The sequence below is a fragment of the Anaerotignum propionicum DSM 1682 genome (assembly GCF_001561955.1).
Taxonomy (GTDB): Bacteria; Bacillota; Clostridia; order Lachnospirales; family Anaerotignaceae; genus Chakrabartyella; species Chakrabartyella propionicum.
Map to the genome: position 1 here is coordinate 1,690,943 of NZ_CP014223.1, position 26,974 is coordinate 1,717,916.

A 26,974-nucleotide genomic window follows, 5' to 3' on the forward strand; every position below is an offset into this window, starting at 1 on the left:
CTCCTCTGTCGGGAATCTTTTATTTTACTTTGTAACCAAGCTTTTTGAGTTCTTCACGCATTTTTGCTCTTAATTCATCACTGGGCTGTGTAAGAGGCTTTCTTACAATGCCTCCTGGCAAACCAATAGCATCCAAACCTGCCTTCACAGGTCCCGGGTATGGTTCTGCTTCCATTAAATCATAGAAAGGAACAAGTTTTTGATTCAGTTCCGCTGCTGCCCTAAAATCATTTTTAACAACTGCCAAGTCATACATTTCTCTCATCTCTTTGGGCAAAAGATTGAAAACAATAGAAAATGCACTCTTAGCGCCCAGTGAATATGTGGGCATAAGAAGATGTTCCTCCGCCTCCATAACGGCAAAATCCGGAATATCTCTCACTGCTGCATACGTTTGGCTTGTATGACGTTCATCAATAGTTTCTTTTACAGCAACAATATTATCAATCAATGCCAATCTACGAATGAATTCCGGAGACAATTCAACACAAGTTGAACCGGGATTGTGATAAATTACAATGCCAATTTTAGAGCCTTCGGCGATCTCTTTAAAGAATTCATAAATGCCTTCTTCACTTGTCTGCTGATAAAATGGCGGCAATACCAAGCCCCATTTTGCTCCACAATCAGCTGCATAATTTGTTAATTCAATGGTTTCTTTTGCTGTATATTCTCCAGTTCCTGCCATAACAGGAACTCTACCATTGGCAAATTCACAACCTTTTTTAATAACCTCTTTTCTTTCCTCCAACGACATCATATGATATTCGCCGGTACTCCCTCCAACTAATATCCCATGCATTCCATTTTCGATTGTGTAATCAATAATGGTTTTATATGCATCAAAATTGATACTTTCATCTGCATGAAAGGGGGTAATCAATGGTACAAATAATCCAATAGGTGCTTTACTCATAATATTCCTCCTAATATGTAAAAAAAATTATTTATTGTAGCGACTAAAACTAAAAGGTGTAACATCCATATAAGGTTTTTCCCCTGTCAACATCTCTGAAATCAATCTACCTGTACTTGGTGCCATAGAAATACCATCGCCTTCATGTCCTGCAGCGATATAATAACCCGGAACCTCTTCAACTTCTGTAATAAGCGGAAGATGCTCTTCCATAAATGGTCTCACGCCAGCGTAGGAACGAATACAATTCAGTTCTTTTAAAATCGGATAGAAACGCACAGCTCTCTTTGCAATTGTTTGTATAATATCGATTTCTGCATCAATGCCATAACCTGCAAAATTTCTACTGCTTCCTACCAGAACATTGTTTCCTTCTGATGGCTCAATTGTAAAGGCTACGCCATATTTCTCAACCAAAGGATCTCTCTTGCATTCAATTGCAAACTTTGAAAGCATGTAGCCAAACTCCTGAACCTTTTGGTTACAGAACTGAAAAGATGCACCGGAAATTAATATAACGCCTTTTCTTGGGATAATAGGAATTTCCACGCCAACCATCTTTCCAATTTCGGGAGCCCAAACGCCACAACAGTTAACCACTTTTCTTGTTAAAAGTGTTCCGCTTGTAGTTTCTACTGCTTCTACTTCCTTCTTATCGTTTAGTTTAATACCCATAACGCTTGTTCTGGGGTACACATCAAGTCCCTTGCCTTTCACGGCTTCCACGAAGGCAAAGCATAACTTAAACGGATTTAAACCACAGCATTCATCGCTATAAATACCACCAGCTAAGTCTTTTGCAATAAATGGTTCGCGCTCAACAAGTTCTGATGGACTTAACGTATAAACTCTGTATCCGTCTTTGCTTAAATCCTTTGCAAATTTAGTTGCAATCTCCATCTCCTGCTCCGATTCACAAACATACATACTGCCTCTGTTTGTAAATTCAAAATCATAGGATAACTCATCTCTAAGCTCTTTAAATCTTTGAATACTTGCATAACCTAACGCAGCATCTACACCGGGCTGCTTATCAACAATCAAGGCCGCCGCATCACAATGGCTTGAGGTTCCTCTTGCGATATCATTTTTTTCTACAAGAGCAACTGTGAGTCCTTTTTTAACCAGATGATAAGCGCAACTTGTTCCGATTACGCCAGCGCCAATCACGACAACATCATACGTTTTACTCATCAATTCCACCTCCTAATGTACCAAATGTCACCGATCTTTGAGGTGTTCTTGGCGTTGAAAATCCTATTTCCTCAGGTGAGTTCCCTAATTCCTGCCTAATAATTTGGTTGACAAGAGCTTCACATGTACGTCCCTGACATAACCCCATTCCCGCTCTTGTACGCAATTTGACACCCGTAATATCCGTTGCGCCTTGTCGAATCGCCTCTCTTATCTCTCCAGCCGTAATTTCTTCACAGCGGCAAACCATTACATCATCACCTAATTTTACAGACAAACCTTCTTTTTTGCTTAATTGCTGTTGTCTGTCACGGTAAATACTTCTTACTTCGTCAACACATGCAACGGGTACTTCCAAGGTAATAACGGTAGTTTTATCCGCCTTTTGTGTATTTGCAATTTTAAGAATTTTACCGTCGCAGACATGCCTTCCACCTCTATCTGCTGCTTTAACAATGTCATTTACTTTAAAAGAATGATTGTATTCATAAGGAAAACTAACTTTTCCAACGCTGTCGGAATAGGATTTATCCAGCACAAATATTGCAAGACCTGAACAAGCAGACACACAAGTGGTGCAGCCATTACATTTTTCCACATCTATGTTGGGAAGATTTGAAATGTTCTCTCCAATATGAATTGCTTTAAAGGGGCACGCAGTTTCACATGGGTTGCAAGGAATATCCTGAACACATTCAGCCACTGCTACAGGGCCTTTCTTCATTCTTTCTTCAGATGGGTAGCGTCCCATTTCTACTAAATCTGCTTTTGTCAGAACGCCAGTTTCTTTCAACTTCATTCGTTCATCACCTTAACCTTCCATTACTTTTTTGTACTCGAGTAACTGTCTTTCTTTTGCTGCTGTACGCTCTGCACCATGGGCACCCTCACGCAACCCAGCTAATCGTCCCCATGCATCTTTTTTCATTTGTTCTGCCTTTTCTTCTTCCAAATATCCTAAAGCTTGTGCAATGGCAATACCGCAGACTTTTCCTTCTTCAATTGCAGTGTTAGCCTCTTCCACACCGGAAGCATCACCAGCAACATAAATATCCTTCGTTGTCGTTTCCATGCTGTAATTATGGCATGGTGCCCATCCGCCTAAGAATCTATCATTCATCAAATGACAGTTACTCATATAGCTCATCCCGATTAACGGCTTTAAACCTGCACCAATGGCAATTGTATCAATATCCAAGGTGATCTCTGTCCCTGGTTCTGTTGACCAATCGGGATTTACTTTAGCAATAATTGCTCTATTCACTCTCTCATCGCCACTAGCCTCTACAATTGTATAGCCGGTGTAAATAGGAATCCCTTCTCTTGTCAGCTTAGAAGCATGCACCGCATAGCCGTTAATTTTCGGCTGCGCTTCTACAATACCTACAATCTCAGCTCCTGCTTGCATCAACTGATAGGAAACTATTAATCCAACATTTCCTGAACCAATCATGAGAACCTTTTTTCCCGGAAGAACTCTATGGAAATTAACCATGGTTTGTGCTGCACCGGCACCCATTACTCCTGGTAATGTCCAACCGGGAAAACGTACTGCATTTTCCGACGCCCCCGTTGCAATCACAATTTTTTTTGCCTGAATTTTTTCTAGCTTATGCTCTGTAAGATTTTTTTTCACATCCACTGCAACAATATTGCCTTTGTACATACCAATAGCTAGACTATCAAGCCAAATTTCCACGCCAAGTTTCTCGCAGCGTTCAAGCAATTCCTGCCCTATATTCATACCTCTAATCCCTGCACGGTGCATACTCGACCCAAAAAATTTATGTATTTGCTTAAAAAGCTGCCCCCCGGCCTTCTCATTTGCATCTACAATGATAACCTTGACACCCGCCTCGGCCGCTTCAATCGCTGCTGAAAGTCCAGCCGGGCCGCCACCTATCACAAGCAATTCGCACTGTTTCATTTGTCACCCCTCCAGCTCCCTAAACCTTCTTGAACATCCACGGTCATTCCTTCTTCTACCGGAGTAATACAAGTCCGCACACCAGGAATTCCATTTACGACCATCATACAATCTGTGCATTGGCCTATTCCGCAGAAAATACCTCTTGGCTCATGTTTTTTTGTTGTATACCGATTCACAATAATGCCTTCCGCTAACAACGCTGCCAAAATCATTTCGCCTTTTTTTGCTTTCATAGGTTTTCCATTTACAATAATGTTTACCCATTCAATATCCTGCATTTCACCTAAAACAGGATGTGATACTACTCTCATAAAAAAACTCCTTTCCAATGTTGCATTAATTTAATTGAAGGCAACACCGCATATTTTCCGATTGTTCTTTACACACATATGTGAATACAAAGAATTATGCGGCAACACCTAATTACTCGTCTGATTCCTTTTCCTTAGTGGTAAGGCATTTATAAACAAGAAATCCTGTACTTCCATAAAGCAATGTTACAATGCAAATTAAAGTGATTATTGTACTCGTTGACATACGTATTTACCTCCTCTGCTTTTAGCAGTTTATAAGAATGGGAATAATGAGTTAAGCATCATTACTAACATAATTGGAATAGCAACAAATTTTGTAAAATATGTATACCACTTACCAAGCTGAATATCACTTGTCGGGTTAAGGAATTCAGTTCTAATCCTTTCAATACCAAATACCCAGCCGAATACAATAGCACCAACACCTGCACTTACGATAAATACATAATTTCCCGATACCATGTTCCAGAAGTCAAAGAACTTCGTGCTGTAAACTGCGATAACGGCTGCAATTATATTTAAACCGCCAAAAATAAATACTGTTTTAAGTCGTGACCAATTGAAACTGCTTACGAAGGAAGCTACGATTACCTCTAATTGCGCAATAGCTGAAGTGATTCCCGCAAAGAATATTGCAACGAATACAAGTATTCCCATTAAAGCACCAGCTGGAAGAATTTCAAATAATGAAGGTAGTACAACGAAAATAAGCTTTGAGCCTGCTTCTGGGCTTAATCCCATAGCAACACACGCAGGAACAATAGCCATTCCGGCTAACATACCAACACATGTGTCGAAGAGTGATACGGTCAACATATTTAATGTTACATCACTATTTTTACCAAGATGACTGCCATATACAAGAATACACCCAGCACCAACACCGATTGAGAAACAAGCCTGCCCCATAGCAGCAACCCACATATCAAAGCTGAGTAATTTTGAAAAGTCTGGTTTGAATAAGAATTCATAGCCTGCTTCAATATTGTCGATAAAGAAAACACCGAATAAAATTGCAATTACTAAGAAAGCAATCATAAGAGGCATCATAATCTTACTTACGGCTTCAATACCATTTGCAACACCCTTGTATACGATATAGCTTGTAAAAAGTACAAGCACTACTACTATTACCGCAAGAAGAGGATAGTTAACAGTTAACTTATCATAAATTTCTACCGCGGGAACTGTTTTCCACATACTTGTTGCACTAGCAAAAACAAAATAAAGACTTGCTGCCACGATTGAAAAATAGAAAAAGTTCATTGAATAATAACCAAAAGAGAAAAGTCCGCCAACTGCCTTACCAGCTTTTTTGCTGTGCAGTGTATCAGAATATACATCAATCATACCTTTTCCAAAGCCTTTACCGATACCGCATTCCATGATTGCAAGCGGAGCAACTACAACAACTACACAAAGCAAATAAGCAAGAACAAAAGCCCCACCACCATATGCACCTACCATATAAGGAAAACGCCATACATTACCCATACCAACACACATACCTGCCATTGACATTATGGCACCAAATCGGCCTGCATATTTTTCTTTTCCAACATTTGCATTTGAATTACTCACACACATTCCCCTTTCGATTTGAACATTAAAAGTAAAATAGTTTTGCTTTTACATCAGGGTTTTCTAATCAATATTAGAAACTGTTTTGTTACAGCATCCTGTTATCTTGATGCTGAAACTGGGAAATAACTTATTACGCTTCCATAAACCAGTAAATTATCTATGCCGAAGAATTGCTCATATCGGGCAACTCATTCTTTATAAGCTTAAAATGTGCTTTTACCATCCTAATTATTTTTTTACTTAATGATAAATGATAATTCTTATTAAAATTTCTGTATTTATCTATAAGAAATACCACTTTAAAATAATCTTGATTTTTAACTAATTCAGTTGTATAATGAGTACGCTCATTCGACTGGGCAGTGAGAATAGGGCTGAGTGTTGCTTGTATGAGCCTTGCAGTGGTAATCATATTATGAGCTTCACTCATCCTTGCTTCTAAAAAACAAAATACCTGGTCTGTTGAACCAATCGTTGATTTAGAAACTTTAGATCCTTCGACATGCAAACAGATTCCTCCTCTCTAGTAAGTTTTTATATAATAAAACCAGATTTCTATGGGATTGCCCCATTTCGAATTACAAAAGACCCCCAAAAAAATATACAACAACATTTTATATTCATTATGTTGTTTGTACAATATTTCTATTTGAAATCCAGTTATAATTATATCAAGCAAAAATATTTGGATAATTCGTACTGAAATAATGATTAACCTTGTTATTATTTTATAAATAATAAACACATATGTCCATATCTTATTTTGTCTTATACATTGCAAATATTGTTCAGTTGTTTTGATAAAAGAACAAATTGGTAAAACTATTCAGAGAGAGGGATACATTGCTATGGAAGCTAAATACCTATCACATGATAATATTTATCCCACCAAAAAAAGATACACCTTGTTTATTTATGATGACAAATATGAGTATGCTTATGGAAAACACCTGCAATATCATGATTTTTACGAAGTCCAATTGGTTCAAGCAAAAAATAATGATAAAAATGAGGTTCAGGGATATATAACTTTAGGAAATCAAGAATATCCACTATATAACAATAATTTAGTTTTGGTGAATCTCTTTGAGAAACATAAAATAGATATTACTAGTAAAAATTGCTATCGATACTGCCTTGATATTTCACCAAATATTATACATTTTGCGTCTTCGCAAGAATCGAATCTTTTAAATATCTTCAGTAATAAAAATAATATTTATCCAATTAGGGAATTAAAGGACCATGAAGCAAATGCCCTTATTGCCCTATTTAAAAGCTTTCAAAGCGCAACCATTGAGAACGGTTTTGATATATTCGAAAAAGGATTGATACTTTTAATTCTTTCACATATATTTGATAATTATCATGATGATTTAGAATACAAAACTGCCAATTCCAAACACATGACACTAATTTTTGATATTATTCAATTTATTGATCTCAATATTGAAAATACAATTTCACTGGATTCATTGTCAAATGAGTTGCATTTTAGTACCTACTACTTATGTCATATTTTTAAAAAGTACACCGGTTTTACTTTAGGCAAATATATCATCGACAAGAAAATTGAAATTGCAAAAAAGATTTTGTTAACTCATGAAGCCGCAGATGTGGCAAAAACCATGGGGTTTGATAACTATAGCAATTTCTTCCGGGCTTTTAAAAAGACAACGGGCCTATCCCCATCGGAGTACAAAAAGATTTCTATGAAAATAAACGAATAAAAGAGGTGTTCCATAATGGAACACCTCTTTTATTTGTTTAAGTAAGGCTTATGTCTAAAGCTATATATTAATCGGACCTATCCGATTAACTTCAATTACTGCATAACTTTTCCTACTATTTAAATATTACCCAAAATAATCGGATGATACATACACTAGTGGCTCTTCTTGACCTACCTCTCCGTTCTCTATTTCCGCTACAAACAGGAAATGATCGCCTGCATCAAATGTCTTAATTACTTTACACGTCATTTGTGCTGCACAGTTTCTTATAACTGGCAATCCTTCCTTGTTTAATTCGTAATTTACCCGTTCAGATTTATTTACATCTTTCCCTGACTGAAATCCACACACTTTAGCAACATCTTCTTGTCCTTTTGTTAATACAGATACGCTAAATATTCCCTGCTTTTTAATTAAATCAGCGCTATAACGAGATTTATCAACAGAGACTGCAATTTTGCATGGAGAAAACGATACTTGTGTTATCCACGCTGCCGTCATAAAATTATAAGTATCTTTCATTTTTGTTCCAATGATATAAATCCCTTGCGATATCGTATTCATCAATTTTAATTTATTTGACATATACACCCTTCTTTCCATACACTGTATAAAATACTTTTTATTTTTATTCTACCTTTGTTTGTCTATAACTTTTTTTGCTCAAAAGATTGCAAATATTGCTTATCTTTCAATTAAACTGATTTATACATACCTAGTGTAATATAATTCACTTTATATTCAAGTAAAGTACATATGTGAAGACTACTCATATCGTATAGTATCACACCTTCTGCAATACGCTGCGCTACAGAAATAGCTTTATAACATAAATATGTAACTTTGCGTAACTAGGCCAACAATCAATTCGGTTTCATCTAAACATGAATGCTGTGAATCTTTATATCAATCATTAACATTATTGTTACTTATACCATTTTGAACATCTAAAAATTCTTCAGGCAAAACAAACTTATTTGACTCATCATATAAAAGGGTAGCTTGTGCAGAAAGCTCTTCACTTGAAGCAGAACTTTGTTCTGCTGTAGCAGCATTCGTCTGAATAACGGAAGAAATTTGCCCAACGCCCTGATTTACCTGTTCAATAAAGCTTGCTTGCTCTCGCGTACCATTTTGTATTTCAACAATAACAGATTGAACCTTTTCGGTATGTATTGCTGCTTCCCGCAAAGCTTGAGCAGTAGATTCTGTTATTCCAGAACCATGACGAACTGCCTCCATTGATGATAAAATAAGCGCTTCTGTCTGTTTTGCGGCATCTGCAGAGCGTGCAGCAAGGCTTCTAACCTCTTCCGCAACAACAGCAAAACCTTTTCCTGCAGAACCCGCTCTTGCAGCCTCAACCGCTGCATTAAGCGCAAGTATATTTGTTTGAAAAGCAATATCATCTATTGCCTTAATGATCTTTTGAATTTCTTTTGAGGAGTCATTAATCTCTTTCATAGAAGTAAGCATTTCTTCCATATGATGATTGCTTTGTTCAACTTTTTTATTTGCCTCAACAATATAATCAGTTGCCAAAATAACTTTCTCCATATTATAATTGGCTTTATCAGAAATCTCTGCGATAGATGCTGAAAGCTCCTGAATCGAACTTGCCTGTTCTGTGGAACCAGCTGCAAGCTCCTGTGCAGCTGTAGAAATTTGAGAAGCACCGCTGTCTACCTGTTCTGCAGAATTCTGAATCTGTGAAAGTGTTTGGCTAAGAGATTTCGAAATCCCAATTAATCCTGTCTTGATTGCTTCAAATTCCCCTATATAATCCTGCTTAAGCTGAACCCTCATGTCTCCTTGAGCCATTGTACTCAGGACAAAAGTGATTTCTTTAATATAGTCAATATAACCTCTCAAACGTACAATAATTCTATTAACCGATTCTGCTACCTGACCAACTTCATCATGAGATTCAACCTCTAATTTTACATCTAAATTTCCGTCTGCAATCTCATTAGCAACATCATTTAGTTTCTTAAGGGGAGATATTATACTTTTTCCCATTAAAAACAAAATCAAACATAAAACAATAAGGGCAAGCGTAAAAATTATAAGCATTGTTGTGTTTAATACACTCATCGATTTGTTATATTCTTGTTCAGGGAGACCGGATATAACAGTCCAACCAGTATCTCCAACAATAGAAATATAGCCATGTACATGTTCGCCTTCCAAAGTATAATCAACAAAACCTTGGGTTCCTTTCGATAAAGCCTCAGAAATATCTTCGGAAATATCTAAATCCTTAATATTTTTGCCAAGATTACTTGAATTAGGATGACAGAGAACTTTTCCATCTCGCGTTGTAAGTATAAAAAAACCGCTTTCTCCAATCTTATACTTATTAATAATGTTTTCCAATTTAGTTAGGCTAAAATCCGCACCTGCGAAACCAATTATTTCACGCCCACTACTATCAAAGACAGGTGCCATAATGCTTGTTACTTCTTCATTGGATGCTGCATCTGTATAAGGCTCTGTCATTATCAATGCCCTCGCCGCCATTGCATCCTTATACCAAGGACGTTCAGTAATTCGGAAAGTATCATCAGATAAAACTCCTCCTGACAACATATATGTACTGGAATCTATATCATTAACCCATACAGAAACTAATGCATCAGAATCTTTAAATATATTATCTAGAGTTTTTAAAACTTTATTGTAGCTTTCTGAAGTATTAAAGTGCTCTCCAACATTCGTCTCCTCAAGAATGTCAATAGTTTGCGTGCTGGCCGCTAAAGCCAAGGACATTTGCCTATATTTCAAAAAATAGGTGTCAACTTGAGCCGTAGCAAGAATTGAAGATTTCTCCAAGTCAGTATTTGTCAGAGTTGAAACCGATTTGCCGACTACATTGGTAATAACAATTGCAACAACAATAAAACAAAGTGACATGGGTACACCAATTAAACTTAAAAATTTTGTTAAAAGACCTTTAATACCTATCCCGCCCCCATTTCTTTTTTCTTTCTTTTTACCAATCCTTCCAAACATTAAAATCCCCCTCTTTTCCTTTGTAACTAAACAATCTTTTTAAAACTCTGTACTATATAAAAATAACTAATTATAATTCAATTTCAACAGACCTTTCATTACGCGTACCGATAACCGAAAGAGGTTTTTTCAATATTTTAGTAATGAGCTCAATCATTTTGTATTAGTTCTAATTGATTTTCTAAATTCCCTAAAAAACTTTTTATAAAGGAGGTTGCTTTTTCATTGTTTTAGACTACATATTTGAGGCTTTTCACTATATCAAATTAAATCTTTTCTATAGTATATAGTATCTCCTAGCGCTTACATATGTCTATGTTATAAGTTGTCGTATATATTGCAAATATTGTTCATTTGTTCCTTCTTCCGAATAATTTTTTCTCTTTTTCTGTCATCCAAAAAAATTAATAGGATGAATTTGTGTATTTATATTATTTAGATATTCTAAAATTTAGCTTCTTCCATATCATACGTAACAAATATAATACTAACAGTACTCCCCAAGAAAAAGCCTCCGCATAAACAATAATCATATTATCAAAAAAACCAGCTAAAGAATATGAAATGAGTATAGGGGATAATAGAGATAGTATACCTGCAATGCTGGAATAAAGAACGTCTCCTATAGCTTCTAAATAACCACGTACCGCAGTTGCAAGACCAAAAACTATATAAAAGTTGGCAATTCGATGAAAGAGGTTCTTACTAGGACAAAGACGGTGCCCAGAAGCATTGAAAAAGTTGCAAGTATTTTGGTATGGTAACGATTTCTTCACTGCCAAATTTTTGTGAAACAAGATTGAAAGCCCAAGTGAAAGTCCGGTTATCACCATAATGTAAAGATTAACCGTACTGGTTGCCCCGATTGTGGCCAATGCAAGTTCTTCGTTAGCATTGCCAATGATAAATGCATCTGCCCAGTTATAAAGTTGTTGTAGTGTACCACTAAGAATAAGTGGTATGCTAAATTCTATCAATGTAGGTGCAATGTTTTTTTAAGTCACTTCGCTGTTTGCCTAAAATCAATGTAATCCCTTAAGCAAAAAAACCGTATGCAAGATTTGCCTCGCATACGGTAGGTACTCACCCTATAAATTTTTTAACTGCATTATAACGAATTCCTCAATAAATTTCAAGGAATACCAAATATTTTCTGCGTAGTCATTAAGCTTTACATAAAGTTCATTAGTAATACACAAGCTACTATGGAATTTAAACAGTATATATTTTTATATTTTAGACTTACCAAAATTTTTGAAACATGTATTCCGTAACAGGTTCGAAAAATTGGATATCAGCAGACCAAAAATAATGATAAGCCCTCCAATCCATTGGATTGTGGTAAGTTTTTCTCCTAAGAGTTTTTGAGCCGTAGTAAGCCCCACTACTGGTACGAGGAGTGACAATGGAGCAATCTTACTGGCGGGATATTTGGCAAGCAATGTACTCCAAAGACCATATCCAATCAGCGTTGCAAAAAACGCCAGATATAATATGGAAAAGAGCGCCAATACATTAATATGGCTCAACTGATACCAGACTTGAACAGGCTTATCAATGATGAGCGCCGCCATCATCATAGGAATCGGTGGAACTGAACTGGACCATATAACCATATTGAACATATTCAAATTCTTTCCTTGCTCCTCAGCTTCTTTTGATGCATATCTTATGATGATATTGGAGATTCCCCAAAAAAGAGCGGCAATGATCGTCAAAAGAAACGCTTTTCCCGGTATGACCGTACCACCACCTTGTGCACCAATACTACCGCTTATAAGAATAAGACCCATACATGCCACAATGAGTCCTGCTATTTGGCCAGCGCCAATACGTTCCTTAAACAGCACACCTGCAAGTAAAATCGTGAAAAAAGCCTGGGCTTGCAAAACCACCGACGCAACACCAGCAGGCATACCAATATATTCGGCATAAAAAAGGCATGAGAACTGACCAACTCCAACGGCAAGGCCGTAAGCAACAATATATTTCCAATTAGTATCCGGTCGCTTTACAAAAAAGATTGCAGGCAATGCAGCAAATATGTACCTTAATGTCACCAATAACATTGGCGACATTTCATTTATTCCAAACTTGATTACTGTAAAATTGATGCCCCACAATATGATAACAAATACAGCAAGTCCCCTATCTCGTAATTTCATAATTATTTCATTATCCCTCCATAAATTATCCTCTAATTCAGGAACAAGCCTTATGCAAAACGGTGAACATGACTTCTGAACTGTGCTCCAAAACGTCGAATCAGTGCCGTAACATCCTTAAAGTGTCCCTGAAGTTGGAGCATTATAATCGCACTTCTGACATTGCATTAAAGCATGGTCGCTGTCTTTATTATAGAAAATGCCCGACCAGCCACAGATGCTTTGTAAGATTGGAACCACAGACTCCCCCTTTTGCGTAAGACTGTATTCTACCCGGGGAGGTATCTCTTCATATGACCTTCTCTGCACAATCTCATCCCTAATCAGCGCCTTTAGCGCCGAAGCCAGTACCGCGTCCGTGATGTTCATCATTTCTTTTCTGATTCCACTATAACGCAAGATCTTCTTTTCATTAAGCACGCAAATAATCCTAGGTTTCCATTTTCCCCCGAAAATCTCAAGTCCATATTCCAAGGGACAGCGGATATCTTTATCCATTTTTTTTTGATACATGCTTCCTCTCCTCCTACCTTATCTGTACTAATTATATGTAACATTCTATGTGTTGGCAAGTTACTATGAATTTTAATAGTATCTAACTAATTTATTAATATCTTGCCGCTCAAAAGTCAATTCTCTATAATCAGTAAAGTAGTCAAACATCAAAATAATTTCTAATGGAGGTATTTGTTATGTTAAATGGAAACATAAAGAAGCTACTGAAAGAAAGCATGTGGGATTTGGCAACATGCCAGAACAATGAACCAAATGTTGTACCTGTCGCATTCAAAGATGTAACTGAAGACGGCAAACTTATTGTAGGTGATGTATTCCTTGAAACCACCCTAAAAAACATCCAAGCCAACAATGGAAAAATTGCTATTTCCGTGTACGATGCACAGAATCTTGAAGGTTATCAAATCAAGGGCAAAGCAGAATATTTAACAGAAGGCAATATCGTCGATACATTTAAGGCAATGGTAGAAAAAATGTTCAATGGCGCTGTAACTGCAAAAGGAGCTTTAATTATTAATCCCGAAAAGGTCATCGTTACAACTCCCGGTTCTGAAAACAAAAAAGAACTGTAACTCAGTAAAATCTCTCATAATATTACACAAAAACAGTCAGGTGCAGTGCCATAAAACGGCCTGCGCCTTTTATGATTGGAGTAAAAAACTTGAATAGAGGTGTACATTATTGACAAACAAATACTTGCATAAATCAAAGGTATCTATCGATCCCGACAGATGTGTAGGGTGTGGGGCATGTATTATCAACTGTCCAGTAAATGCAATTTCAATGATGACTGGCTGGATTAGCAGTATTAATCAGGAAAAATGTATTGTCTGTGGTAAATGCCTGCAAATCTGCCACAGGGATGCACCCATATATGCATTACCGAAAAGATAATTTATTGTTTTGGCAGCGGAAGTATGTGGTTAAACTATTTATTTTCATGCTTCAAGAAAATCTGCTCTTGTTATAGCTTTATTGGGCTCAAATTCCTCTGGATTAAAGTTTACCAATCTGGAAGCCATGTCGTTTGCTGCATCTTTTGCCCAACGATGTATGATGAACGAGGCAAGGGAAGGCCCAAGGGTTTTAGTATGACTTAAAACATCCATTTATTTTGATTGAATTTTAAGTTTCAAATATGGTAAAATATTTTAACTAAACTTAAAATGATTTGTATTCTCAACCTTTTTACTTTATAGCGTATCTTTATGTTAGTCATTCAACTTGCAATGTACCTAGTGCAATCATATTTTAGGAGGTGGATACGTGAAATCCTATAAAAATAAAGAATTTACCAAAATTATTACTTATGTTTTAATTACAATAGCAATAATTATCATTGCAACTGTCATCGGCTGGATTATCCGCTATTTTGGGTTTCCTGAAACTAATATCGTTATTGTTTATCTCCTCTCAATACTGATAATTACCCGCTTTACTTTAGGATATGCTTACGGAATTGTAGCATCGGTGGTTGCTACCTGTGCATTCAACTATTTTTTTACAAAACCTTACTACACTCTTTCCGTCAACGACCCCACTTATCTAATTACTTTTGGAATAATGACGCTTACTGCAATTATTACCAGTACCCTCACTTCAAAAGTGAAGCAAAACGCTTTAGAAGCACAAGAAAAAGAAGCTGAAACGAGTGCTCTCTTTCAGCTTACAAACCGGCTGACTGACGCCTGCGATATTGCTGATATTGCAAGCATAACCACAGATACCATCAGCGGTATCATGAATTGTCATGCGGCTTGTTTATGCTTTGACGAAAGCGGTCAGCCAGAACATAGCTTTATTCAACAACAAAGTGCTAATAAACAAGTACGTCGAGAAGTGGAAGATGCTTCCGCACTAAAATACAGTATCGAGAGTCTACGAAGTGGCTATGTAAAAAGCGATGAGTTCTACGACTGGCCAATTTATGGCAGAGATACTATATTGGGTACTTTAAGGATACCTAAAGAAAATGCTGCTTCCATGAGTGAACCTCAAAAACGCCTGCTGCGTTCCATGATTGAAAGTACTGCGCTTGCCATGGATCGTTTTCTAAGTGCGCAACAACAGCAAAAATCAAGAGAAGAAACCATTCAGGAACGGTATCGCAGTAATATTCTACGTGCTATCTCTCACGATCTTCGAACCCCTCTTTCTGGTATTATGGGGACGTCTGAAATGCTTATGGATATGACTGATAAAGATGATATGAGATACGCCTTGGCGCAAGGTATTCATAAAGATGCTGACTGGCTGCATTCTCTGGTTGAAAATATTTTAAGCCTTACACGGTTACATGACGGAAGGCTAACGATCACAAAGCAATTGGAAGCGGCAGAAGAAGTTGTTGGCGGTGCCGTCAACCATATCATGAAACGGTATCCAGAATTCGAAATAACAGTGCATATTCCTGATGACGTGCTAATGATTCCTATGGATGCAAAATTAATAGAACAAGTACTTATCAATTTACTGGAAAATGCTATTAAGCATTCATCACCGGATTATGAAATATGTATTTCAGTCAGCCAAAAAGATACCAATGCTGTATTCTCTGTTGCCGACCTAGGATGCGGAATTGCTGCTTCGGATTTACCAAATATTTTTCAGATGTTTTACACCACCAGCTCAGGAGCCGCCGATGGACAACGTAGCGTGGGCTTGGGACTACCAATATGCGAGGCCATTGTCAAAGCACACGGAGGAACAATAGAGGGACATAACCGTTCCAGCGGACGTGGCTCTGAATTTATATTTACGTTACCAAAGGAGGAACCAAATGATGCAGAACAAAAATGAACAAATCTTAATTGTGGAAGATGATTCACAAATCCGTAATTTTATCTGCTACTCATTGCGGCAAGATGGTTTTTCATATACAACTGCCACAACGGCACAAGGTGCTTTATCAACACTTGTTACCGAACAAATTGATCTTTTACTACTTGACCTTGGTCTTCCGGATTTTGATGGTATGGAAGTTATTAAAAAAGTCCGTGAGTGGTCCGAAATGCCCATCATCGTAGTTTCTGCCCGCGACCAAGACAAGGAAAAGGCAGCAGCTTTGGATAGTGGAGCAGATGATTACCTCACAAAGCCCTTTTCGTCCACGGAACTTATGGCCCGTATCCGTGTTGCACTTCGACACTTGCATAAAGCAGGCGGAATGAAACCTCAGACAAACATCTCTGTAGGTGGACTTCTGATTGATTTCGATAAACGTTTGGTTTATCTTGACAACGCCGAACTGCATACAACACCTTTAGAATACAGTTTGCTTTCCTTGTTTTTTCGGAACATAGGAAAAGTACTTACTACCAAATATATTATCAAAGAAATCTATGGCATTAGCTATGGATCTGATACCCAGGCACTCCGCAAACTGATGGCAGGTTTGCGTCGTAAAATTGAAAATAACCCAGCAAAACCACGATACATTCTGACTGAAATCGGAGTAGGATACCGTCTTTCAGATGTATAACTAAAAATTTCTTGTTCTTTAAAGACCGCTTCGGTAACCACGAATGCGGTCTTTTTCAATTCTCACAGAATTCTCACAAGAATCTATGGTATCTCACACCGTCTTCACACCTTCTTTGTTATGATAAGCATGAAAAAATAAGAGGGAGGTTAGATCAATGGCTGTAAAAGGTGTATACGAAAATAATGAGGATCTCTTTTCTCTCTGTAGAGCTGTAAGGGAATTGATTGATACTCAAAACTATGATAAATGCAAAGCTTTAATTTTTGATGCTATGAGAAGATGTCCTCATTCACCAGAGCCGCATAATCTGATTGGAATATTGCTTGAAAAAATCGGAGAGCATGCTGCCGCCATGAAGCACTTTCGTGCGGCTTGGGCACTTGACCCCACTTACCTGCCTGCACAGCAAAATCTTGAATGCTACGGTACATTTTATTCAAAGGGCAGATGTGCTTATGATGAAAGAGATTGTATTTCAAATGAAAGCGCAGGAAACTACAGTAATTATCAAGTTGAATATGATTCGCGTGGAATTGGCCATTTCATTAGGAGGGAATAATTATGAAACGATTTACAAACAAACAAGAATATCAGAACTACATAATCATCATAGGCTGCGGTAGACTGGGAGCTAACCTTGCAAACACTCTTTCAGAGGGAAATGGAAATGTACTGATAATCGATAAAAATAAAGATGCTTTTCGCAAGCTTTCCCCATCCTATGGGGGTCTTTCCATCATCGGGGATGCTACCGACATTGATGTAATGCTGGAAGCACAAATGAACAATGCAAGTGCTGTTATTGCTGTTACCAATAATGATAACGCAAATATTATGGTAGCCCAGATAGCACGAGAAATGTTTCACATTAAGCGTGTTATAGCTAGGCTGTATGACCCCGACAGAGAATACGTTTATAATGAATTTGGCATAGACACCATTTGCCCAGCAGTTTTGTCTGCAAAAGAAATAGATAAAATACTGTCCCAAAACATTCTGACAAAGGATGTAATCAAGGAGGAAGAACAATGAAAACAAAGGTGTTACTTATTGGTGGAAGAAGCAAGACAAAATCCCTTGCAACCTCTTTAATTAACAAGGGATACCGTGTAACTGTAATAAATGATACATATGAAGATTGCTTAAAACTGGCTGAAATAGACAAGCTCACGGTCATTAATGGTGATGGTACCAGACCATTCGTGTTGGAGGATGCAGGTGCAGGAGATGCAGACATTGCCATCGCAATGACCGCAAAAGATGAAGATAATCTGGTTATTTGCCAATTATGTAAAAAGAAATTTCAAGTAGGAAAAACTGTAGCCCTCGTTACTGATCCAAAAAAGACAGACTTTTTTTATAAAATGGGAATAGACCGTGTTGTTTGTGCCATTACAGCCATTACTCACATTATTGAACAGCAGGCTTTTTTGGAAAAAATTACAACATTAATTCCAATTGGTGAAGGACGGGTTAATATTGCTGAGGTTCCTATTCCCGGCACCTCCCCCGTTGCCGGAAAAAAATTATGGGAAATTAACCTTCCTAAGGAAGTTATTATTGGTTGTATTCTTCGTGGCGATACTACAATGGTTCCAAGGGGTGATACCCGCATTCTTGCAGGAGATATGCTTATTCTTATATCATCTGATACACAAGAGATGGCGGCCATTCAAGAATTGACAGGACGGTGATAGTATGACTCGTAAATTCTCGAGTTGCAATAATTATGGAAAACTCATGTTGCTGATTGGCCTTCTTGCGGCTGTACCCATAGTGATTGTACCTTTTTATCCAGAGGATACTGTTCATATTTTTTCTTTTATGTGTCCTTCATTCTTCTCCATTTTAGTAGGCAGTATTATCTGTTTGGTTGGAAAAAAGGAAGACTCAGAGTTTGAATGGTGGTCTTCCGTTCAGCATAGCAGCATCACAGTGCTGTTTGCATGGAGTTGGGGAGTTTTAATTGGCGCTTTCCCATTCGTTATTAGCGGTCAACTTACCTTTGTTCAGGCACTGTTTGAATCCGTCAGCGGCTGGACTACCACAGGTCTTTCTGTTATGGATGTGTCAGCTACTCCACATATCTTTCTTTTTCACCGAAGCTTTATGCAATTTTGCGGTGGATTAGGATTTGTAATGATGATGATTATGCTTGTGCAGGATAAACAATCCATGAATCTGTATAATGCCGAAGGTCATCCCGACAAGCTTATGCCTAATTTAAAAAAGACAGCTCGGACCATTTGCTTGATGTACAACGGTTTTCTATTTACAGGTATAGTCGCTTATGTGATTGTGGGAATGAGTTTGTTTGATGCGGTAAATCATACGATGTGCGCCTTATCTACCGGCGGATTTTCAACCAGACTAAACAGCATTGGGGAATACAACAGTTTATCTATTGATATCATTACAATCATTTTGATGTTAATAGGCACTACAAACTTTGCAATTCTATCTCTTCTGACGAGAAGAAAATGGAGACAAGTTATCAAAGTAAGCGAGGTTAGATTTATGTTCCTGCTACTTTTGGTTTTTGTACCAATTACAGCTTTATCACTTATAAGTGGCATGAATATGGGCATTGCAGAAGGATTTCGCCATTCTTTATTTGATGTTTCCTCTGCACTTTCAACCACAGGCTACTCCAGTATGAGTTATATCTCCTGGCCACCACTAGCAATCGGTATGCTTATACTGGCGATGTTGATAGGTGGTGGGATAGGCTCAACAGCCGGTGGAATTAAAATGTCACGAGTTTATCTAATGTTTCGTTTTATCTTACAAAATATACGCAAACGACTTTTGCCGCCAAGGAATGTAGAAGCACCTTACTATTACAGAGCACAGGGAAAAACAAAAATTGATTCCTCACTAGCTATGGATACAATCGGTTTCGTAGCAAGTTATCTTTGTGTTTTTATCATCGGCACATTGCTACTTACAGTAACTTCAGGATGTTCTCTTACTGAAGCTATGTTTGAATTTGCCTCTGCACTTGGTACAGTAGGATTGTCTATTGGTCTTACCTGTCCTGATACAGGTGCAGCTACGCTTGTAGTAGAGATGGTTGGAATGATTTTTGGAAGACTTGAAATTTTCATTGTATTTATAGGCGCTTATTCTATATTCTCTGCACTAAAGAGAAAACTTTATAGAATTAGAAATTTAAACTAACAGGTCCATAGAATATTTTGGGACTATATACTACAACAATGCAACGTAAACTACGCAAAATTTTATGTAAACAATTAGCCTCGATATAATAAACAATCTTAAAGAATCTTTTTATTGATTCCCAGATGGCTTCTTTTTGTAACTATGTTGCAAATATATTTAAGATTAAAAATTAGCCTTTCGAAATAGGAGCTGGGAAGACACCCAGCTCTTATTTTAATGTTTATTCATAGTAGTTCACATCCTGTTTTATCACTTTCACTGAGTAGAACTGTATCTCAAGTCTCATACTCTTATTTACCCTTATGGAGGAAATCAGGCTTTTCACAAGGTCTTGGTCAAACACTCTTGCTATGGTCCTATCTAATTCTCCAACTCTTTGAACATATTTGTATTTTTTCTACGCTTACATTTTTTATTTTTGCAGTTTTCAGTTCATTTATCCATTCTGATTGTTTTTTATATATTTCATGGAATTTTTTACTTTCTTCTTCTTTTGCATTATTTTCTATGAGCATAAGAATTTGAACTTGAAGGATTATATCTGTTCGCCATATTCATTTACCAAACGGGTTGACATCTATAGTAATTTAATCAGGAAATTAGGAACATTAATAGCTCCTCATTCAATTGCTACTTTCCGGGGCAGTCATTTTTTCTTGTTATAAATAAAACCTCAGATTGAGTAATTTAATCTTTCATCAGTTTAGAGTTTTCACAAACAAACAAAACCTACATGATATTTAACTGTTTTATATTATTATAAGTTTTATCATCAAGCTTGTATTTCATACATCAAATGAACAGCTTTGCGTATTTCCTGATAGCTAGTACAACGACATAAATTAGATTGCAGCCATTCTTCTATAATATATTCTTCCGGCAAAACAGGATAATTCATTTTCAACGCATGGCAAACAATGAGAAATCCGGAAGTACAGTACCCACATTGAAATGCATCAGCATCTACAAATGCTTTTTGTATCGGTGCCAAACCGCCTAATCCTTCCACTGTAAGAATCACATGGCCTTCGGCTTCAACCGCCAGCATAAGGCAGGATTTTGCGGGCAATCCGTCTACAATCACTGTACATGCTCCACAGTCGCCATTCAAGCAACCAGCCTTTGCGGAAGTTAGCCCAAGCTGTTCTCGTAGTATATCAAGCAATATGTCAGAAGGTCTTACTGCAACCTCAAATGTTTCACCGTTTACTTGAAGCGATATTACCGTTTTCCCTTCATATTGTACCATTTTCCCAGCCCTCCAATAGTTCTTCCAGCATGTTTTTCAGAACAAATAGCCGGTATTCTCCTGAGCCCTCCACATCGCTGTAAGCACCTTCAGGTAATTGTCCTGCTGCCATTTCAGCTCTTTCGCGACAAGATTTTGTCCTATCATTTAAAGTCGTTTCAATGGGTGCGCTTCGAAAAGGGTAAGAACATATGCCCGAAAATGCGATGCGCAGATTGTTTTCTTTCCATATTGCGGAAATACTGACTAAAGGATAATCAATTTTTTCATTTGCTGTTTGTTTAATATGCTTGTAATTTGCAGAAAGTGCCCAAATAGGAACATGAACCTGAACGATTATCTCGCCTGGTTTCAGAAGAATTCTTCCATCGAATATGCTTTTAAGAGGGAATATTTGCTGGCCATCCCCTCCAAATACTGTTATTTCTGCATCAGAAAGCAACAGAGGAAGACTGGTCTCACGATAAATGATAGTACCACAAAGATTCCCGCCTATGGTGATTCGGCATTGGTTGGTATGGTCCGCTATTCTGCCGCAGGAATGTTGTAAAAGTGGAAATAACTTCGACTCACTAATTTGGTTCAGCGTACAAACAGAACCAATGTGCAGTTTTTCATCATCAACAGATAAAATCATACACTCCGGAATATTTTTAATGTCAATCACCGCCCCAGGCTGAATAGAGCCTGCCCTGCACATGGTGATTATTTCGCTGCCACCTGCATAATATACCGGATTTTTTCCTTCAGATTCAAGCTGAGTATATAACTCCACCGCTTCTTGTAGAGTATCCGGGCGAAGATAAATAAAATCAAATGGAATCATATTTGTTCCTCCGATGGCGTACGCCAAATTATTTCAGGTGTAAGGGGCAAAGTAACAAGCTGTTTTCCAAATGCTGTTGATAGTGCATTACCAAGTGCTGCGGGCATACCAATGACTCCATGTTCCGCAAAACTGCGCACGCCATATGGCGACTGTTCGTTAGGTGTTTCAACAAACCCTACACGATAATCCGGTTCCTGACCTATATGCATAAGCTTATAAGTGCGTAAATTCGGCAACATCGGTATCCCTTCCTTATCATATTTATAAACTTCACGGCTTGACAGACTTATTCCCATAGCCATGCCACCAGCAATCATTGCACGCATTGATTCCGGATTAATTACTTTACCAATATCAATCACCGTAGTTGCTTTTGTTATACGATACGTATACGTTTTTAAATCCGCCTCTACCTCAACAACCTGTGCACCAAGTGTCCACTCAGGACCGGTTCTCCCCTGCCCTGTCTGGGGATCTAACATGGAAAGGCCTTTCAGCATAAATCCGCCTCGACCAAAAACAGGCTCTCCTATTGACTCTCCATCTGATGCTTTATACCCCTCATTAATGTCTTTGATCTCAATGAATTGTTCAGGATTTTTTCTAGAAAACACACGTCCATACGCAACTTCAATATCTTCAACGGAGCAATGTAAGGCCTGTGAACCATTACTTCGCAATTGATCCAACAAGTCATCCGCTGCACGCATTACAGCATGTCCAGCCATATATTCAGTAAGGCTTGCAACTGTTTTCCAATGTTTTGGTGCTGTTCTGGTATCCACTGATTCAACCACGTGAACCTGATCTGCATCTATTTTTAATTTTTCTGCTAATATCTGTGCTAAATGAGTTTGTCCATTTGATCCCATTTCAACAACACCTGTATGCAAATTTACACTTCCGTCTGAATTAAAGGTAATCAGTGCTCCTGATATTGCATCAGTCGGTGGATTTTCAGTTTTCCAAAAGCATGCAATGCCCTTTGCCTGAACGGTATTCCGCTTAATCGGAACAGCTTTACCGCCATCCCATTCTGCAAGCTTTTTAACATTTTGGAGACATTCTGTAAGATTTCCAATTAGATTTGCTGTACATTTTACCTGCGAAGGGGTTAAATTTCCTGGTCGAATTGCATTTCGGATACGAAATGCAAGGGGATCAATGGAACACTTTTCTGCAAGCATATCCAAAACACGTTCTATACAGAAGGTGTAACTTTCATGAGAAAATCCACGGAAGGAAGTCACATATGTGTGATTTGTATATACACATACCGCATCACATGACAGATTTTTAATGTTATATGGACCGGTGCAGTCCACTGCAATTGCTTTAGCCATATATGGCGAAATATCTGCATATGCACCACAGTCTAACAAATAGGTGAGTTCAGCAGCTTGAATAATGCCCTCTTTATCCACACCTATCTTAATTTTTGCTTCCAATCCCATACGACATGGGGCTGTGGCCATATCATGTTCACGTGGTATTGTAAGCCGCACCGCTTTTCCTCCCACACTACGAGATGCTAAATAAGCCAGTATCTCAAGCATAACGGGCGCTTTCCCTCCAAATCCCCCTCCAACAAATGGAACACGCACCTGAATTTTTCCGGACGGGATTAAGAATGCATCAGCGATCTGCTGGCGAACCACATACGGCGACTGAGATGAAGTTGTAATGATTACATTACCATTTGAAGTTATTTCAGCACGTGCTGTTCGCACTTCCATAGCAAGGTGACCAGAAGGCGGCAGAAAAAAATCCCGTTCAACAATTTTGTCACACCGTTCGAAGGCTTTTGTTACATCACCTTTTCGCATTCGGTACCGACTTGCCACATTGCTGTCGACCTCTGGATAAATATCGGTTAATACCTTTTTGTAGCCATTGACCTGTTTATGCACAAGGGGAGCGCCATCAGCGATTGCCTCCGAAGAGGTTAGAACAAAAGGAAGGGGCTCATAATTTACCTTTATCAATTTTACAGCTCTTTCAGCAGTTGCCTTGTCCATTGCTACAACTAATGCAACTGGTTCTCCTGCATATCGTACGATATCTCGTGCCAGGGCTGGATGATCCTGTACCAACGGACCGAATAATTCTGAACAGTCTTCACCAGTAAGAACAGTTTTTACGCCCTTTAATTCCAATGCGGCAGAGATATCAATATTTAAAATGCGGGCATGGGCATAAGTACTAGTCAGTAAACGAGCTGCTAAAAAACCTGTAGTGGGGAAATCATCGGTGTATTTCGCCTTACCGGTGACTTTGTCCCATGCGTCTTTACGCTGGACGTTTTTTCCTATTGCAGTATTCATTCATAGCCTCCTATTAACTTTTATGTTTAACAGTATTTACAATTAATAATAGGATTACAGAACCAGCTATCGCTACAAGTAAGCTCCAAAGATTGAATCCAGTTACGCCGTAACCTCCGAGTAAATTCATAACAAAACCACCGATAAAACCTCCAACAATACCTACCAAAATATTCATCCCGGCGCCCATTTTTTTATTGTTACCAGTAATAATGCTTGCAATCCATCCAGCAAGCGCACCTATAACGATCCATCCAATCATGCTCATTTTTTTGTCTCCTTTGAATTATATTTATTATTTTATTTATAACCAAATAATTAAATATAAATCACACTATCAACTCAAAAGTAAAACAAAAAAGAAGTTGTAAAGTAATTTCATTTAACAAAAATCATTGCATACAATAAATGGAATTATGGACTGTGCTCCCATATATCCCACTCCCTATCATAAGCAAACTGTTGACCCTTACACTAAAATGCATATTATTATGACGAATGGCATTGTGGTTGAAACAATGTTTAAGCATCAATCCCATGCAATTGTCAAAACAATGATTTACGCAGAGAATTAGCTTTATCCCGTTATGTTGGACAGCAGCAGTAGAGTTTCATCAATTGTCTAACCCTATTGATGAAACTCTACTGGAAACAACCATAGGATATGAACACGTTGCGGTTGATTTGATTGCATGGCCGGCACAAAATGGTAAAGCGCCTGCCCATTCATAATTGACTAAAAAAGCCATCCTATTGTGTAGGATGGCTTTTTTCTCATAAATCGTATAAACTATTTTAATATAAACTGCAAAGCTATGTTTACACAAATCATAAACGTAGCCAAACTCGTTTGCAATACTGGGATTGCCTTATTAGGAACTGTTTGAGTCCAAATTGAAATTCGATTTTCTATAATTTCAACTCCATTTAAGAGAACAGCTTTATATTTATATCCAACAAAAATGAAGGCACTTGTTACAAGATTTTGCGTAATAAAAAACTGAATAAATTTTTCAGCACTGCTTATAACTGATACATCTCGTATCCAATCTGGAACAAAGAAAAGTAAGTACAAAATAAACATTGCCCTCCAACCAGTATTCATAACAAAAACCAAAAGACCCTGTATAAATGAATTTTTTTGCTTTTCTTTTAAATATAAATTGACTATAAACATTACACAAACCATTGCAATAGCCTCAAGCACAATAGAAATTGCAGGATTAATTACTCTATCAATCCTGCCCGGCAAAAACAAGTTCAGCATTTTAATGGTAGCGCAAAATAAGCCTACATAAAAAATTGATGATAAACTTTTATTTTTGCGATATACATTGGTCATAATGAAACATGCAAAAGGATACCATATTACCCAACTATATCCAAAGGAAATACTATGTAACAAATAACCTACTGTTGATTCAAAGATACCCCATAAAGCTCCCCATATAATAATATTCAAGATTTTTGAATATCTCTGATTCTCATATCCATTTCTCATCGCTTCATCTCCTATATAAACATATAAATAACAAGCCAATAAAATTATATGTTTAATAGAAAATAAAATTCTTACCAATTCTATTGTAATTTATTAACTGGGAACCACTAATTATTAAATAGTCCCATTTTTTAATTGCAAGACATTTCCTCTTAAAGCTTTTACAACACAGCTCTTTCTTTCATTTTCATCTTCTATGACTAAAGTTAATGGATTTCCCGTTTTAAGCCTGTTTCCATCACATGTTATACAAACGCTTTTGGAGATACACATCCAAACCCGTCAGCTTTAACAATCCAAATTGAATGGCAACCTCCAGCTATGCTTGGGAGAACGGAAAGACTAAAGATATGGCTATAAAAAAAACTCCTTTTGATATAATAAGTTGGTTTCGTCAGCCAGCTAAAATCAAAAGGAGTACGCTCAGATGAGCAATACTATAATAGCACATATAAAAATATGATTTAATTTTTCTTGCTCATGAAATGACATCTTATCATGAATAGCATTCTTTTAGATATCAATCTTATGAATCGATTTTTCCAGCGTGGACCTTTCCCTATTTGGTCAGCACTTGAATTTAGCCTTGTGAATTTAGATGATTGCTAATAACTAATAACTGTCTATCAATTAATAAGTAGTACAAATAATAAAAAAAGTTTTTCACATGGTAAAGTTAAAGATATTTCACTAGATATTTGCATCTGCTGCAAACGCATCTGAACCCATTGGTGAAATTGTGACGTAAAGGCGCAAGATATCTTCACCGATATTTAAAACCTGCAAGCTTTCCTGTCCATCGACCTGCATTAATTCGCCCTTCTGCAACGAGGTTTCATTGCCATCCGTGACAACCTTGGCATTACCCTCCATGACTTGCAGGAAAAGGGTTGATTTTAGATGTGTGTGTCCCGGTAGTATTTCCCCTTTTGCGATGTTTAGAACAAAGGCAATTACATTATCACTTTTGAAAATCATTCGCTTGGCAATTTTTTTTGGGGGTTCATGAAAATAATCTTTGAAAATAAACTTGTTCATTG

Annotated in this window: 27 protein-coding genes; 9 read left to right on the forward strand and 18 right to left on the reverse strand. The window is 37.5% G+C overall.

Features of this window, described 5'->3' with window-relative positions; all coding sequences use genetic code 11:
• Positions 1 to 19: 19 nt before the first annotated feature.
• The 7 genes from dapA to CPRO_RS07950 form a co-directional block, all read right to left on the reverse strand.
• On the reverse strand, positions 20 to 916 hold the full coding sequence (gene dapA / locus CPRO_RS07920) for a 4-hydroxy-tetrahydrodipicolinate synthase (RefSeq protein ID WP_066050046.1): 897 nt from the start codon (positions 914 to 916) through the stop codon (positions 20 to 22).
• Positions 917 to 943: 27 nt separating this feature from the next.
• Positions 944 to 2,110, reverse strand: a complete 1,167-nt coding sequence (locus CPRO_RS07925; protein WP_066050049.1) for an NAD(P)/FAD-dependent oxidoreductase — start codon at positions 2,108 to 2,110, stop codon at positions 944 to 946.
• A complete protein-coding gene (locus tag CPRO_RS15755; protein ID WP_066050052.1) occupies positions 2,103 to 2,909 on the reverse strand; it encodes a (2Fe-2S)-binding protein in 807 nt (268 codons plus the stop codon). Before CPRO_RS15755 ends, CPRO_RS07925 begins: the two co-directional genes overlap by 8 nt.
• A 12-nt stretch (positions 2,910 to 2,921) precedes the next feature.
• Positions 2,922 to 4,037: an NAD(P)/FAD-dependent oxidoreductase gene (locus CPRO_RS07935; RefSeq protein WP_066050055.1), complete on the reverse strand. Its 1,116-nt coding sequence runs from the start codon at positions 4,035 to 4,037 to the stop codon at positions 2,922 to 2,924.
• Positions 4,034 to 4,351 (reverse strand): (2Fe-2S)-binding protein, encoded by a 318-nt coding sequence (locus CPRO_RS07940; RefSeq protein WP_066050060.1) that lies wholly within the window; start codon positions 4,349 to 4,351, stop codon positions 4,034 to 4,036. The genes CPRO_RS07935 and CPRO_RS07940 overlap by 4 nt, the downstream gene beginning before the upstream one ends.
• Before the next feature lie 255 nt (positions 4,352 to 4,606).
• Positions 4,607 to 5,935: a sodium-dependent transporter gene (locus tag CPRO_RS07945; RefSeq protein WP_066050062.1), complete on the reverse strand. Its 1,329-nt coding sequence runs from the start codon at positions 5,933 to 5,935 to the stop codon at positions 4,607 to 4,609.
• A 160-nt stretch (positions 5,936 to 6,095) separates the two neighbouring features.
• Complete coding sequence (locus CPRO_RS07950; protein WP_066050065.1) at positions 6,096 to 6,446, reverse strand: hypothetical protein; 351 nt, start codon at positions 6,444 to 6,446, stop codon at positions 6,096 to 6,098.
• A 340-nt stretch (positions 6,447 to 6,786) separates the two neighbouring features.
• On the opposite strand from CPRO_RS07950, the gene CPRO_RS07955 reads away from it, so the two are divergent.
• Complete coding sequence (locus CPRO_RS07955) at positions 6,787 to 7,668, forward strand: helix-turn-helix domain-containing protein (protein ID WP_066050068.1); 882 nt, start codon at positions 6,787 to 6,789, stop codon at positions 7,666 to 7,668.
• Positions 7,669 to 7,794: 126 nt separating this feature from the next.
• Here the strand turns inward: CPRO_RS07955 and CPRO_RS07960 are convergent, their stop codons facing one another.
• The 5 genes from CPRO_RS07960 to CPRO_RS07980 form a co-directional block, all read right to left on the reverse strand.
• Positions 7,795 to 8,256, reverse strand: a complete 462-nt coding sequence (locus CPRO_RS07960; protein WP_066050070.1) for a flavin reductase family protein — start codon at positions 8,254 to 8,256, stop codon at positions 7,795 to 7,797.
• Positions 8,257 to 8,577: 321 nt separating this feature from the next.
• Positions 8,578 to 10,683: a methyl-accepting chemotaxis protein gene (locus CPRO_RS07965; protein WP_082754285.1), complete on the reverse strand. Its 2,106-nt coding sequence runs from the start codon at positions 10,681 to 10,683 to the stop codon at positions 8,578 to 8,580.
• A 431-nt stretch (positions 10,684 to 11,114) separates the two neighbouring features.
• The gene (locus tag CPRO_RS07970) at positions 11,115 to 11,660 is read right to left on the reverse strand and encodes a hypothetical protein (RefSeq protein WP_066050073.1); all 546 of its coding nucleotides are present in this window, start codon (positions 11,658 to 11,660) and stop codon (positions 11,115 to 11,117) included.
• A 252-nt stretch (positions 11,661 to 11,912) separates the two neighbouring features.
• Positions 11,913 to 12,848 (reverse strand): EamA family transporter, encoded by a 936-nt coding sequence (locus CPRO_RS07975; protein ID WP_066050076.1) that lies wholly within the window; start codon positions 12,846 to 12,848, stop codon positions 11,913 to 11,915.
• Between the two features lie 117 nt (positions 12,849 to 12,965).
• Positions 12,966 to 13,361, reverse strand: coding sequence for a winged helix-turn-helix transcriptional regulator (locus tag CPRO_RS07980; RefSeq protein WP_066050078.1), 396 nt, complete (start codon positions 13,359 to 13,361; stop codon positions 12,966 to 12,968).
• A gap of 179 nt (positions 13,362 to 13,540) precedes the next feature.
• Here CPRO_RS07980 and CPRO_RS07985 point away from each other — a divergent pair, with 179 nt between their 5' ends.
• From CPRO_RS07985 to CPRO_RS08015, 8 genes are all read left to right on the forward strand, one after another.
• On the forward strand, positions 13,541 to 13,936 hold the full coding sequence (locus CPRO_RS07985) for a pyridoxamine 5'-phosphate oxidase family protein (protein WP_066050081.1): 396 nt from the start codon (positions 13,541 to 13,543) through the stop codon (positions 13,934 to 13,936).
• A 124-nt stretch (positions 13,937 to 14,060) separates the two neighbouring features.
• Positions 14,061 to 14,258 carry an indolepyruvate ferredoxin oxidoreductase subunit alpha gene (locus CPRO_RS16035; protein ID WP_157881649.1) on the forward strand — a complete coding sequence of 66 codons (198 nt, stop codon included), beginning with the start codon at positions 14,061 to 14,063 and terminating at the stop codon, positions 14,256 to 14,258.
• A 372-nt stretch (positions 14,259 to 14,630) separates the two neighbouring features.
• Positions 14,631 to 16,163, forward strand: coding sequence for a sensor histidine kinase (locus CPRO_RS07990; protein WP_066050084.1), 1,533 nt, complete (start codon positions 14,631 to 14,633; stop codon positions 16,161 to 16,163).
• Complete coding sequence (locus CPRO_RS07995) at positions 16,147 to 16,845, forward strand: response regulator (RefSeq protein WP_066053881.1); 699 nt, start codon at positions 16,147 to 16,149, stop codon at positions 16,843 to 16,845. The genes CPRO_RS07990 and CPRO_RS07995 overlap by 17 nt, the downstream gene beginning before the upstream one ends.
• A 157-nt stretch (positions 16,846 to 17,002) precedes the next feature.
• A complete protein-coding gene (locus tag CPRO_RS08000; protein WP_066050087.1) occupies positions 17,003 to 17,407 on the forward strand; it encodes a hypothetical protein in 405 nt (134 codons plus the stop codon).
• Between the two features lie 2 nt (positions 17,408 to 17,409).
• On the forward strand, positions 17,410 to 17,880 hold the full coding sequence (locus tag CPRO_RS08005; protein WP_066050090.1) for a potassium channel family protein: 471 nt from the start codon (positions 17,410 to 17,412) through the stop codon (positions 17,878 to 17,880).
• A complete protein-coding gene (locus CPRO_RS08010) occupies positions 17,877 to 18,542 on the forward strand; it encodes a potassium channel family protein (protein WP_066050093.1) in 666 nt (221 codons plus the stop codon). Before CPRO_RS08005 ends, CPRO_RS08010 begins: the two co-directional genes overlap by 4 nt.
• 4 nt (positions 18,543 to 18,546) lie before the next feature.
• Positions 18,547 to 20,028 carry a TrkH family potassium uptake protein gene (locus tag CPRO_RS08015; protein ID WP_066050096.1) on the forward strand — a complete coding sequence of 494 codons (1,482 nt, stop codon included), beginning with the start codon at positions 18,547 to 18,549 and terminating at the stop codon, positions 20,026 to 20,028.
• Between the two features lie 775 nt (positions 20,029 to 20,803).
• Here CPRO_RS08015 and CPRO_RS08020 read toward each other — a convergent pair.
• The 6 genes from CPRO_RS08020 to CPRO_RS08045 all read right to left on the reverse strand — a co-directional run bounded on the left by CPRO_RS08020 (position 20,804) and on the right by CPRO_RS08045 (position 26,972).
• Positions 20,804 to 21,280, reverse strand: coding sequence for a (2Fe-2S)-binding protein (locus CPRO_RS08020; RefSeq protein ID WP_066050099.1), 477 nt, complete (start codon positions 21,278 to 21,280; stop codon positions 20,804 to 20,806).
• A complete protein-coding gene (locus CPRO_RS08025; protein ID WP_066050101.1) occupies positions 21,267 to 22,106 on the reverse strand; it encodes an FAD binding domain-containing protein in 840 nt (279 codons plus the stop codon). The genes CPRO_RS08020 and CPRO_RS08025 overlap by 14 nt, the downstream gene beginning before the upstream one ends.
• The gene (locus CPRO_RS08030) at positions 22,103 to 24,433 is read right to left on the reverse strand and encodes a xanthine dehydrogenase family protein molybdopterin-binding subunit (protein WP_066050103.1); all 2,331 of its coding nucleotides are present in this window, start codon (positions 24,431 to 24,433) and stop codon (positions 22,103 to 22,105) included. The genes CPRO_RS08025 and CPRO_RS08030 overlap by 4 nt, the downstream gene beginning before the upstream one ends.
• A 13-nt stretch (positions 24,434 to 24,446) precedes the next feature.
• Positions 24,447 to 24,701, reverse strand: coding sequence for a GlsB/YeaQ/YmgE family stress response membrane protein (locus CPRO_RS08035; protein ID WP_066050106.1), 255 nt, complete (start codon positions 24,699 to 24,701; stop codon positions 24,447 to 24,449).
• A 522-nt stretch (positions 24,702 to 25,223) separates the two neighbouring features.
• Complete coding sequence (locus tag CPRO_RS08040; protein ID WP_066050109.1) at positions 25,224 to 25,934, reverse strand: hypothetical protein; 711 nt, start codon at positions 25,932 to 25,934, stop codon at positions 25,224 to 25,226.
• A 690-nt stretch (positions 25,935 to 26,624) separates the two neighbouring features.
• Positions 26,625 to 26,972, reverse strand: a complete 348-nt coding sequence (locus CPRO_RS08045) for a cupin domain-containing protein (RefSeq protein ID WP_066050111.1) — start codon at positions 26,970 to 26,972, stop codon at positions 26,625 to 26,627.
• Positions 26,973 to 26,974: the final 2 nt, after the last annotated feature.